Annotated in this window: 10 protein-coding genes; 5 read left to right on the top strand and 5 right to left on the bottom strand. The window is 56.6% G+C overall.

Translation table 11 applies throughout. The features are described 5' to 3' along the window. Positions 1–29: 29 nt before the first annotated feature. The 3 genes from eno to ATHL_RS01690 form a co-directional block, all read right to left on the bottom strand. Entirely contained in the window at positions 30–1,337 is a 1,308-nt protein-coding gene (eno, locus tag ATHL_RS01700) for a phosphopyruvate hydratase (protein ID WP_062189138.1), read from the bottom strand. A gap of 131 nt (positions 1,338–1,468) precedes the next feature. Then, positions 1,469–3,112, bottom strand: a complete 1,644-nt coding sequence (locus tag ATHL_RS01695) for a CTP synthase (protein WP_062189137.1) — start codon at positions 3,110–3,112, stop codon at positions 1,469–1,471. 275 nt (positions 3,113–3,387) lie between these two features. Next, positions 3,388–4,239, bottom strand: coding sequence for a S1 RNA-binding domain-containing protein (locus tag ATHL_RS01690; protein WP_062189135.1), 852 nt, complete (start codon positions 4,237–4,239; stop codon positions 3,388–3,390). Positions 4,240–4,388: 149 nt separating this feature from the next. Here ATHL_RS01690 and ATHL_RS01685 point away from each other — a divergent pair, with 149 nt between their 5' ends. The 5 genes from ATHL_RS01685 to ATHL_RS01665 all read left to right on the top strand — a co-directional run bounded on the left by ATHL_RS01685 (position 4,389) and on the right by ATHL_RS01665 (position 11,108). Further along, entirely contained in the window at positions 4,389–5,687 is a 1,299-nt protein-coding gene (locus ATHL_RS01685; protein WP_084001090.1) for an ISNCY family transposase, read from the top strand. A 175-nt stretch (positions 5,688–5,862) separates the two neighbouring features. Further along, positions 5,863–7,719: an HD domain-containing protein gene (locus tag ATHL_RS01680; RefSeq protein WP_062189131.1), complete on the top strand. Its 1,857-nt coding sequence runs from the start codon at positions 5,863–5,865 to the stop codon at positions 7,717–7,719. 64 nt (positions 7,720–7,783) lie between these two features. Next, positions 7,784–8,500 carry a TGS domain-containing protein gene (locus ATHL_RS01675; RefSeq protein WP_114679455.1) on the top strand — a complete coding sequence of 239 codons (717 nt, stop codon included), beginning with the start codon at positions 7,784–7,786 and terminating at the stop codon, positions 8,498–8,500. Between the two features lie 2 nt (positions 8,501–8,502). Continuing rightward, complete coding sequence (locus ATHL_RS01670; RefSeq protein ID WP_062189127.1) at positions 8,503–8,997, top strand: metallophosphoesterase family protein; 495 nt, start codon at positions 8,503–8,505, stop codon at positions 8,995–8,997. A 29-nt stretch (positions 8,998–9,026) separates the two neighbouring features. Then, positions 9,027–11,108: an alpha-galactosidase gene (locus ATHL_RS01665; RefSeq protein ID WP_062189125.1), complete on the top strand. Its 2,082-nt coding sequence runs from the start codon at positions 9,027–9,029 to the stop codon at positions 11,106–11,108. 120 nt (positions 11,109–11,228) lie between these two features. Here the strand turns inward: ATHL_RS01665 and ATHL_RS01660 are convergent, their stop codons facing one another. Further along, on the bottom strand, positions 11,229–11,837 hold the full coding sequence (locus ATHL_RS01660; protein ID WP_162787538.1) for a metallophosphoesterase family protein: 609 nt from the start codon (positions 11,835–11,837) through the stop codon (positions 11,229–11,231). Beyond that, positions 11,830–12,471, bottom strand: coding sequence for an HAD family hydrolase (locus ATHL_RS01655; protein ID WP_062189121.1), 642 nt, complete (start codon positions 12,469–12,471; stop codon positions 11,830–11,832). Before ATHL_RS01655 ends, ATHL_RS01660 begins: the two co-directional genes overlap by 8 nt. Positions 12,472–12,505: the final 34 nt, after the last annotated feature.

Raw genomic sequence — 12,505 nt, 5'->3', positions numbered from 1 at the left:
CGGGGTCTTTTGTCAAAACCAGGGAGAAATTACTTCGCAAAGGGTGGACGAACCACCAGCGCGTCCCAGCCGGCATATTTTGCTGTATCGCCCAGTTCGGCTTCAATGCGCAGCAACTGGTTATACTTGGCCACGCGATCCGAGCGGGCCGGGGCACCGGTCTTAATCTGCCCCATATTCAGCGCCACCGCCAGGTCGGCAATGGTAGAGTCCTCTGTCTCACCACTCCGGTGAGAAGTCACTGCGCGCCATCCGGCGCGATGGCAGGCCTCAACCGCTTCGATGGTCTCAGTGAGGGTACCAATCTGATTGAGCTTTACCAGCAAGGCATTGGCCGCTTTCTCGGCAATCGCCCGCCGAACGCGCACGGGGTTGGTCACCAGCAAATCATCGCCCACAATCTGAATACGGTCTCCCAGCGTGGCCACCAGAAGCTTCCAGCTTTCCCAGTCGTCCTGGGCCAAGCCGTCTTCCAGAGAAACAATCGGATACTGATTAATCCAGTTCTTCCAGAAAGCCACCATCTCTTCGCCCGAAAGCATCTTACCTTCTTTGCGCAGGTTGTACTTGCGGGTCTCCTCATCGAACAGCTCCGAAGCCGCCGGGTCAAGCGCGATGGCCACCTGCGCTCCAGCTTTGAAACCGGCTTTTTCAATCGCTTCAAGGATCACCTCAACCGCCTCGACATTGGCCTTGAGCGCCGGGGCGTAACCGCCCTCATCGCCCACCAGCGTGGAATAACCACGTGACTTCAGCACGCTCTTAAGGGCATGATAAACTTCTGCCCCCCAGCGCAAACCTTCCGCAAAGGTGGGGGCACCCAGCGGCATGACCATGAATTCCTGCGCATCGGTCGACTGCCAGCCTGTATGCACGCCGCCGTTGAGGATATTCATCATCGGCACCGGAAGCACGTGAGCATACACCCCACCAATGTAGCGGTAAAGCGGCAAACCGAGGGCATTGGCCGCCGCCTTGGCCACCGCAAGGCTCACACCCAGGATAGCGTTAGCCCCCAGTTTCGATTTATTCGGCGTGCCATCCAGTTCGAGCAGGCGCATGTCAATGGCTTTCTGCTCCACGGCATCCCACCCGACGAGCTCGTCGGCAATCTCGTTGTTTACGTGCTCAACGGCTTTCGTCACGCCCTTTCCGAGGAAGCGCGATTTATCCCCGTCTCGCAACTCAAGCGCCTCATGCACGCCAGTCGAAGCCCCTGAGGGTACCGCGGCACGCCCCCAGCTTCCATCGGCCAGGACAACTTCCACCTCTATGGTGGGGTTGCCCCGGGAATCCAGAATTTCAGTCCCCATAATCGATTCAATAACAGTGTCCATAGCTTCAAACCTCGTCAGTCAAATTTTTTCGGCGGCGATCAAGCCGCAACCCTTTGCTACAGGCATCCCAAGTATAATACAGGAACGCCAATCCGAGCAGCTCATTCGCCGGAACCTTGCACGGCTCTGCCTCAGGCGTTTGTAACCGTTTCTTTCTCAGTCTCTAACACACCGGCACGTTCAGCCGCTGCCCGCATGAACCCCAGGAAAAGTGGATGCGGCCGATTGGGGCGTGAGAGAAATTCCGGGTGGAACTGAGTTCCCACCATAAAAGGATGATCGGCAATCTCGGTAATTTCCACCAGTCGCCCGTCAGGGGAAAGCCCCGAAAGCACCATGCCACGCTGCGTGAAAATATCGCGGAACGCATTGTTAAACTCAAAACGATGCCGGTGGCGTTCTTCCACCACATCCACCCCGTAACAGGCACGCGCACGCGTGTCTGGTTGAAGGCGACATGGATACAGACCCAGGCGCATCGTCCCACCCATATCCGTAATGCCATGCTGTTCGGGCATTAAATCGATCACCGGGTAGGGGGTAGATCGGTCAAATTCGGTGGAGTTGACTTCGTCGCTTCCAAATACATACCGCCCAAACTCCACCACCATCAACTGCATTCCCAGGCACAAACCAAGGTAAGGTACTTTTTGCGTGCGCGCATGGTGAATAGCGCGGATTTTCCCCTCGATTCCACGGCTTCCAAAGCCACCCGGCACGAGGATACCGTCCGCCTGCACCACCTGATCCCAGCCCTTCCCTTTTTCCAGCTCCGCCGAGTGCACCCAGTGAATCTCCGGTTCCACCCCCAGGGCCAGCGCAGCGTGTTTAAGCGCCTCGCGCACACTCATATAAGCGTCATGAAGCTCAACATATTTCCCCACCAGAGCAATGCGTACTTTGGGCTTGGGCTGACGCACGCGTTCGACCAGTTTTTTCCAATCGCTCCAGTCCGGGCGGGTACGCGCCTCAAGGCCCAGACGATGAAGCACCAGCTCGGCCACGCCCGCCTCTTCCAGCAGCAATGGAACTTCATACAACACCGAAGTGGTCACCATGGGCACCACCGCGCGGCGTTCCACATCGCAGAAGAGGGCAATCTTTTCCCGTAACGACTCATCCACCGGATGATCAGAACGCGCCACGATCATATCGGGAGAAATACCAATCGAACGAAGCTCACGCACCGAGTGTTGAGTGGGTTTGGTTTTTAATTCTTCCGTCGCGCCAATCCATGGGAGCCAGGTGACATGCACGTAAAAGGTATTTTCGCGTCCCAGGTCACTGCGTAACTGACGGATCGCCTCAAGGAAGGGGAGACTCTCAATGTCTCCCACTGTGCCCCCCACCTCTACCAGTACAATCTCCGCGCCGGTGGTCTTCCCCACCAGACCGATGCGCCGTTTGATCTCATTGGTAATGTGCGGAATAACCTGAATGGTGCCGCCCAGGTAATCGCCCCGGCGCTCTTTACTGATCACCTCAGCATACACCTGGCCAGTGGTCACATTACATACTTTGTTCAGTCTCACATCGATAAAGCGCTCATAATGCCCCAGGTCAAGGTCAGTCTCGGCTCCATCATCCAGCACATAGACCTCGCCGTGCTGATAAGGGCTCATCGTGCCCGGGTCTACGTTAATATAAGGGTCGAGTTTCTGCACCGCCACAGAGAAGCCGCGCTCCTTGAGCAACCGCCCCATGGCCGCCGCCGTCACACCCTTTCCAACCGAGCTGACTACACCGCCCGTAAAGAAAATGTATTTTGTCGTCATTTTCCCCTCCTTTTAAGAGAAGAGGGGAGGGCCGTTGACCGGCACCTCCCCGCCCAGCAGGTTCGAGGTCTGGGATGTCGTCTGTTTTTCAATCCTTCCATCATCTTCCTTTTTCCAACCTCACCATCATTCTGCCTCCCCCTGGATGGGGAGGCTTCGGTTGAACCCATCGGAGTTAGTGTACCACAGGCATTCTGCTTTTGCAAAAGAAAACCCGCCTTGGAGCGGGTTCTATTCTGAACGCATGGGAGAGAGTCGTGGGAGCGTTCGTTGCATCAGGTGGTCTGAACTTTATTGTCCAGAGTACGGCTGAGAATCTCTTCCTGTTCCTGCGAAATTCCCTTGTTCCGGCGCATTTTCTCTTCCTGCTTGCGGGCTTTAGCGCGTTCCATGGCTTCTCGCCAGGCAATGGCCATGGCTGTCTCTTCCTCCGCCTCGGCTGAGGATTGCCCAAGAGCCGCCAGCAATTCTTCAACGTCACTGCCCGATTCTCCACCGCGTGAGCGAGCAGATTTCGCCTTTTTCTTGCGCTGGGGTTTTTCGCGTTTGGGCATCTCCACAAATTCACGTGCAGGGGGTTCTTCCTCAACCACCGGCTCCGGCAAAAGGGCCTTCATGCTCAGTTTGATCTGCCGTTTTCTGCGGTTGAAATCGATCACCTGCGCTTCAATTTCATCCCCTTCTTTAACCACATCGGATGGCTGACGAACATACCCGTAGGCCATTTCTGAGATGTGCACCAGACCTGGTCGTTCAGCGCCGATTTCAACAAAGGCACCGAACTTCTCCAGCCTCACAACCTTCCCTTTGACGGTCATGCCCTTTTTGATGTCTCGCCATTCCAGGTCAAGCGGTTTGACCATGGTCAATTCCACCCGGTCATCCTTCACCCGCCGAACCCAGACGTCAATTTCCTGCCCGGGTTGCAATACATCTTCCACCCGTTTGATCGGCTCATCGTTTGGAGCAACGATCTGCGAAATGTGAATCATCGCTGGTTTTTCCAGACCGATATCCACCAGAGCCCCGGCCAGCCCCGTTTTTAAAACCTTGCCGGTAAAATGCATTTTGGGTTTAATTTCTGGTTTGGTTTCGACTTCGGTCTCTTTCGCTACTTCTGGCTCCATCACGTACTCTCCCTTATTAGTGTCACGAAAGGTGATTATACCCCCCCAAAACAAGGTTGTCAATCAATCCTGTGACGATGTTAGTGCAAAGTAGTAAAGTCCCCTTTGTGCAAAGTTAAAATGTCCCCATAGGAGGGACGAGAAAGGGAATGGACGAACTACTAGCGATGAGTAAAGAAGAGATCACCCGGTTAGAAACGATGCAACGGATAAAAGACAAGCGGCTAACGCAAGGGGAAGCCGCGCGGATACTGGGGCTGAGTGTACGACAGATCAAACGGCTGTATCGGGCATACAAAGGCGAAGGAGCGGCAGGGCTGGTGAGCCGAAGGCGGGGGAAGCCGAGCAACCATCGGCTGGATGGAGGAACGCGGCAGAAAGCCCTGGACCTGCTGTATGAGCGTTATGCGGACTTTGGTCCGACGTTAGCGCATGAGAAGTTGAGCGAGCGGCATCAATTGAGGCTTTCGCGGGAAAGTGTGCGCAAACTGATGATAGCTGAAGGGCTATGGAAGCCGCGGCGGGGGAAGAAAGCGCCAGTGCACCAGATGCGCGAACGGAGAGCGTGTTTAGGGGAGTTAGTGCAAATCGATGGCTCGGATCATGCCTGGTTCGAAGAACGGGGTCCGCAGTGTACCCTGCTGGTGTTTATCGATGATGCGACGGGACAGTTGATGGAACTGTGGTTTGTGCCCGATGAGACCTTTTTCGCCTACTGTGAGGCGACGCGCCACTACCTGGAGCGTTATGGCAAGCCGCTAGCCTTCTACAGCGACCGTCATGGCATTTTTCGGGTCAATCAGCCCCGTCCTCTGGCAACCACCTCCGGGTTGACCCAATTTGGACGGGCCATGCAGGAACTGGAGATCCAGATCCTGTGTGCCAGTACTCCCCAAGCCAAAGGACGCATTGAACGGGCGAACCAGACCCTGCAAGACCGCCTGGTGAAAGAACTGCGTTTACGGGGGATTTCTGACATGGCCACGGCGAATGCTTTCTTACCCGAGTTTCGGGAAGATTTCAACCGCCGTTTTGCAGTAGCCCCGCGCAGTCATCACAATGCCCATCGACCCTTGTTACCTGCCGAAAACCTGGACCTGATCCTGTCTCACCAGGAAACCCGTACCCTCTCCAAAAACCTGACCCTCCAGTTCAAGCACATGATCTACCAGATCCAATCCGAACGCCCAGACTATGCCTTACGCAATGCCCGGGTAACCGTTTGCGAGACCCCTCAAGGAGAAGTGACGATCCTCTACAAAAACCAGCCCTTGCCTTACTCCCTCTACCAGAAGGCGATCCGTCAAGCCGACATCGTGGATACCAAATCCCTCGATCGTCAGGTCAAGGCTCCACCGTCCCCTGCCCCCAATCACCCCTGGCGCCGCTATGGTCACCACCTGAACGGGAAACCCATCGAAGAAGCTTCACCCCATGGCACTGACTAACATGGACCTCAACATCACATCTGGCATTGTCTCACCACTCTTCATAGGGGACATCTCTATTTTGCATTTCAGGGGACATTTCTATTTTGCATTGACATCAATCCTGTGACGAATCTCACAAACAAATGGAGTGTAAAAAGCAGCTTTTTCTTCAAATTAAGGTTAAAATTTTTACATGGTGCACATTCAAACCATTCATGAGATGCGCCCCAACCTGGCTGATGATATCATGCCGGGGAAGTTCGTCCCGCGCACACCGGCCATCGCCGAGGCTTATGCCTGGGGACGAGAGCTCCACGCCGGGCAGAAACGTCTCAGCGGCGAACCTTATTTTGAAACCCATTGCGCCTGGGTAGGGGCTTTCCTCGACCGGCTGGTGGGAAATGAAGCCTGGACCATCGCCGGCCTTCTCCACGATAGCGTCGAAGACTCCGGCGAGAGCCTCGACCGCATCCGCCAGAAGTTCCCCGGCCCCCTGGGTGAAGAAGTGGCTCATATCGTCGATGGGGTGACCAAGCTGAGCAACCCGCGAGATGGCCGCTCCCGCGAGCTGGAAACCCTGCGAAAGATCGCCATGTTCCGCGATCCGGGTGTCTTTCTGGTCAAACTGGCCGACAAAAGTCATAATCTCCTCACCCTGCAACACATGCCGCCCGCCAAACGGGTGCAGAAAGCCACCGAAGCCATTCGCGCCTACGGGAAACTGGCAGGTATCCTGAATTGCTATCAATGGCGCTGCTGGTTGGAGGACCTCGCCTTTCCTTACGCCGAGCCCGAGACCTTTGCCGATGTCCATGCCCGCATAGACGCCGACCCACGCTTGCAACTTTCGTTCATCGAACCCTTCATGGAGCAACTGGCTCATCTCATGGAAAAAGCCGGTATAGAAGGCTCGGTTTCTATCTTCGTCAAAGGGTACTGGCAAACCTGGCAAAAGCTCCGCCGTATGGCACGGGCGCGGAAAGCCCCCCTGAATAATTTCGCCCATGTCAATGACCTGATCAGCTTTCGTCTCGTGGTCGACAACAACTCCCGCACAGCCTGTTACGAACTCCTTGGAGCGGTCAATACCTTCTTTGGCCCCTACCTGGATAACGACCGCTTTGACGATTTCATTGCCTACCCCCAGAATGGTTACCGTGCCATTCAGGTCACCATCTGGTTACCCGATTATGGAGCCGTCGAAGTAGCCATCGCCACCCGGGAAATGGAGGGTGAAAACATGTGGGGGGTGATCGACTGCATTCGTCACCACCGCGATACCTCCCACTACCGCCCCATTGAAATTCTCACCCCCAGCGGCGGGGCGCGCTTCCTGAGAGAGGGTTCCACCGTGCTCGATGCAGTAGCATCCATCCAGCAAGAATTCCTGCTGGATAAGATCAGCGCTGTTAAAGTCAATGGCAACCTTGCCCGGCTCTCCGACCGTGTTTCCCCGGGAGACGTGGTTGAGGTGGTCACCAGCGGTAAACGTCTCACCCCCTCTGAAGAATGGTTGAGCTTCTGTAACGAATCGACTGCCCGCCTGCTGCGGGTGGTGCTGGCGATCGAGGCATTGCGGAAATCTGCCGACCAGGGGCGGCAAAGGGTACGTGGAATGCTTGCCGAGGCCGGTATTCTGGCCCTCGAAGATGTGCAAACTCTGGAGGCAGACCGTGTCGATACCCTTCTTGAACTTCTCGGTTGCGCCAGCCTGGAAGACCTGTACGCGGCGGTGGGCGGGGGCGCCATCCGGGTGGAAGATCTGCGTCAGGCGCTCATTCAGGCCGGTATTACCCGCGAGAACCTGCACTGGACGACCGTCAACCTGGTTGCCCCCCAGGAAGACAACCGCCCCGGGGTGCTTTCCCGCCTGGCCGGAATCGTCTCGCGGCATGGAGGGAACATCCTGCGCTCGGTCAACAACACTTTACCCGATGGCGGATTCAGCCTGCGGCTGGTAATCACCTCGCTGGATGAGACCCACAAAGCGGCTCTGGAGCGTTCTTTCCGAAGAAGCAATATTGCCTTCAGGCTATTGGAAATTGTTTGACGATGAAAATCGGCATCATCTCCGATACTCATAACCATCTTCACAACCTGCAGGGGCGCGCTTCCTGAGAGAGGGTTCCACCGTGCTCGATGCAGTAGCATCCATCCAGCAAGAATTCCTGCTGGATAAGATCAGCGCTGTTAAAGTCAATGGCAACCTTGCCCGGCTCTCCGACCGTGTTTCCCCGGGAGACGTGGTTGAGGTGGTCACCAGCGGTAAACGTCTCACCCCCTCTGAAGAATGGTTGAGCTTCTGTAACGAATCGACTGCCCGCCTGCTGCGGGTGGTGCTGGCGATCGAGGCATTGCGGAAATCTGCCGACCAGGGGCGGCAAAGGGTACGTGGAATGCTTGCCGAGGCCGGTATTCTGGCCCTCGAAGATGTGCAAACTCTGGAGGCAGACCGTGTCGATACCCTTCTTGAACTTCTCGGTTGCGCCAGCCTGGAAGACCTGTACGCGGCGGTGGGCGGGGGCGCCATCCGGGTGGAAGATCTGCGTCAGGCGCTCATTCAGGCCGGTATTACCCGCGAGAACCTGCACTGGACGACCGTCAACCTGGTTGCCCCCCAGGAAGACAACCGCCCCGGGGTGCTTTCCCGCCTGGCCGGAATCGTCTCGCGGCATGGAGGGAACATCCTGCGCTCGGTCAACAACACTTTACCCGATGGCGGATTCAGCCTGCGGCTGGTAATCACCTCGCTGGATGAGACCCACAAAGCGGCTCTGGAGCGTTCTTTCCGAAGAAGCAATATTGCCTTCAGGCTATTGGAAATTGTTTGACGATGAAAATCGGCATCATCTCCGATACTCATAACCATCTTCACAACCTGCAGGTTGCCCTGGAGCGTCTGAGGCAGGAAGGGGCCGAAGTGCTCATCCATTGTGGCGACCTGACCACCCCCGAAACAGCCTCCGCTCTGGGCGGTTTCCGCGTGATCCATGTGTGCGGAAATGGAGACATTGCCACCGGTGCCATCCGCCAGGCACTGCTCCAGCTTAACCCCTCGAACTACTCAGGCATGATTTACCGCGGAGAGATCGAAGGGCTGCAAATTGCCGCCGTCCATGGGCACGTCTCCGCCGCTCTTCAAGAACTGATCCGCAGCCAGTCGGTTGATCTTCTCTTTACCGGCCACACCCATCGGCGCCGCGATGAACAAATCGGGAAGATGCGTCTGATCAACCCGGGTGCACTGGGCGGCGTCAGAGTGGAAGAACGATCCTTCTATCTTTTAGACTCGCAAACCCATCAGGGGCGATTCTTTTACCTGGCCTGAGTCAGGCCTCTCACATCTGGAGAAATCCTATGCCTATCTTCTCTTTCCCCAACTCCTGGATCATCGAAACAAGAAACACCGGTTACGCCACAGGCATGAATGCCATGGGGTTACTCACCCATCGCTACTGGGGAGTGCGCCTCCCCCGCCCGACGGATTACCCACCTCCAATCGCCATGCCAGGGTGGGCCTCTTTTAACGGCCCGGGACAGGTGGTTCCAGAGGAATACCCTGCCTGCGGCGGTCTGAAATATATTGACCCCTGCCTCAAACTGACTTTCTCAGATGGCACCCGTGACACAGTCCTGCTCTTTGAAGAGGCCAGCACCCAGGGAGAAGAACTCATCCTGCATCTACACGATGCTCTCTATCCTCTGCGGGTGAACCTGCACTACCGCGCCCATGTTGCCGAGGACCTGATCGAGCGCTGGGTTACCGTGGAAAACCTGGGCAGCCAGCCCGTCACCCTGGAGCGGATTTTCTCTGCCCAGTGGCACCTTCCACGGTTCGGTCAATACCGCCTGACTCATCTGAGCGGAAAATGGCTGGATGAAAACCATCTCCAGCGTGAATTTCTCAAACCCGGCCTGAAAGTGCTGGAAAGCCGCCGTATCACAACCAGCCATCATGCCAGCCCCTGGTTTGCCATCGATCGCGGGACGGCGGATGAAGATCAGGGAGAAGTGTGGTTCGGCGCCCTGGCCTGGAGCGGAAACTGGAAGATCACTGCAGAGGTAACCGATTTTGACTCCACCCGGATCAACATCGGGCTGAACGACTGGGATTTTGCCTGGTGCCTTCAGCCGGGAGAAGTATTCACCACTCCCTCAGCTTTTGCAGGCTATACGAAGGGCGGCTTCGGCGCGGCCAGCCGTCTGTTGCACGATTTTATCCGGCATTCCATCCTTCCTCACGGCCCCATCACCCATAAGGTGCTCTACAACTCGTGGGAAGCCACCACCTTTGATGTTGACGTCCAGAGTCAAACCCGCCTGGCTGAACTCGCCGCCGATATGGGCATCGAACTCTTCGTCGTAGATGACGGCTGGTTCCAGGGGCGCCATTCCGACAATGCCGGACTGGGTGACTGGTGGCCCGATCCTGCCAAATTCCCGGATGGATTGCAACCCCTTATCCGTAAAGTCAATGATCTGGGAATGGATTTCGGGCTCTGGATCGAGCCTGAGATGGTCAATCCCGACAGCCACCTGTACCGGGCGCACCCCGATTGGGTCATTCACTTCCCTTCCCGTCCCCGCACCGAAGCCCGCAATCAACTCATCCTCAACCTGGCCCGGCCTGATGTACAGGAATACCTGATCGAGACCCTGGACCGCCTCCTCCGTGAGAACAATATTGCTTTCATCAAATGGGATATGAATCGAAACGTCAGCGAACCTGGCTGGCCAGATGCTCCTGGTGACCCGCGTGAACTCTGGGTGCGTTATGTGCAGGGAGTATACCGCGTGTGGGGTGAATTACGCCGCCGCCATCCCAACGTCATCTGGCAAAGCTGTTCCGGGGGTGGAGGGCGCGCTGACCTGGGTATCTTACACCTGGCCGATCAGGTATGGGTGAGCGATAACACCGAAGCAACCGCTCGCCTGAACATTCAGGAGGGGTTCTCCTGCATTTTCCCTGCCAGCGTGATGGAAGCCTGGGTAACCGATGCCGCCAGCGAGCGCATTCCTTTAGACTTCCGCTTCCATGTGGCCATGTGTGGTGCCCTGGGTGTGGGCGGGAATCTGCTCCACTGGAGCGAAGAAGAACGCCAGCAGGCCGCTCACTGGATTGCTCTTTACAAAGAAATTCGCCCCATCGTTCAACTCGGCGACCAGTTCCGGCTCCTATCGCCGCAACAGTCCCCCTTCTCGGCAGTTCAATACATGAGTAAAGATCGTTCCGAAGGGGTCCTTTTTGTCTTCCGCACCCATATCCCTGAGCCGGTTATGCTCCCGCCGGTGCGCCTGCGCGGGCTGGATGAAAACGCACTTTACGAAATTGAAGGCGAATCCGAACCCCGCTCAGGCCTGGCCTGGATGGAGCAGGGAGTACCGGTTATGCTTTCTGATTTTTCGTCAACCGTACTGCGCATACGACGAGTCTCATAAAACATTCAGGGGAGCTGCCCGAAATCATCGCCCGGGCAGCTCCCCTCTTTTAGCCTGTACCGCATGGAACAAAGCCCGGGTGACGGCAGGCTCTTCTGCCCAGGCCGGGTGTCCCGGGATTTACAATCGCTCCCAGCGCCCCTTTACCACCCGCCACCCGTTCAGCGGACGAATTTCTCCCTGCACCTGCCCACCGGGGCGGATGGTTAACAAACCGAAGGACGGGTGACGGCTGCCCTTAATAAAACCAAAGCTGGCCGAACCGGGATTGAAGAAAAGCCGTCCTCCCACCAGGCGATTTTCGGCGCGGTGGGTATGCCCGAAAATATACACATCGGCCTCCAGAGCCGAAGACGCTGCCACTACCCGCTGATACCGCTCAAACCGGTACCCTTGAAAGACAAAGAGGAATTTATCCAGCCAGTAGGTAAAAAAACTCCCCTGCCCATGAGCCATTGCCACCCGAACTCCATCCAGTTCCAGCAGGGCACTCCATGGAGGCAAGGGCGAAAGCATCCAGTCGCGGTTTCCACGCGCCACCGTTACCGGAGCTACACTTTCCAGTTCTTCAATCACCTGGCGAACACAGACATCTCCAGCGTGAAGAATCCTCTCCACCCCGGCAGTTCTCAGCGCCGAAAGCAATTCCGGGTGCAGAGCATTCACCCGGTCGGGCACATGCGTATCTGCCACAACCCCCAGTACGTGCAGGGCTCCGCCATTATTCATGAAGCCGTCCCCCATGGAGCATCCGGTCAAGGGCAGATAACACGTCCTCCCGCTTGCGGAAATGAATCCCCGTCATACCCAGCGCACGTGCGCCTTCCACATTTTCCAGAAAATCATCCACAAATATGCTCTCGCCAGGAGGCACACCGAGCACCTGAAGGATCGCTTCAAAAATTCGCGGGTGTGGTTTACGCACCCTCACCTGGGCTGAACTCACCACAGCATCTACAGCCCCGGCCAGGGAATGATCAGGCAGACCAAGGAGCGTTGAATAATACGTCAAAGGCTCCCGGCTCCAGCAATTGGTCAGCAACCCGATGCGGAAATGCGAACGTTTTTTGGCCAGCCAGGCAACCAGAGTCTGATCCAGCCGATCACCGGCCCAGAAATCGCGCTTGAATTCAACCAGCGCCGCCTCATTAAGGTGGAGAGAGCGCCGGACAAACTGCCAGACATCCTCCTCCGAAGCCTCGCCTCGCTCCGCCGCCAGGCTGACCGGGCTTCCGAAAACCAGGTTTTCCAGCCCTTCACGACTTAGCCCGTATTGCTGAGCGAGGCGCTGGCGCGGAGCAGGGTCTTCTGTGCACACCAGAACCCCGCCAATATCGAAGAGAATAGCCCTCCAGTGATGCATCGGGGCTAGTATATCAACAAATCTTCGGAGTGAG

It is taken from the genome of Anaerolinea thermolimosa, assembly GCF_001050195.2.
Taxonomy (GTDB): Bacteria; Chloroflexota; Anaerolineae; order Anaerolineales; family Anaerolineaceae; genus Anaerolinea; species Anaerolinea thermolimosa.
The sequence above is the reverse complement of the archived record's forward strand: the minus strand, read 5'-3'. Positions and strand labels throughout refer to the sequence as shown.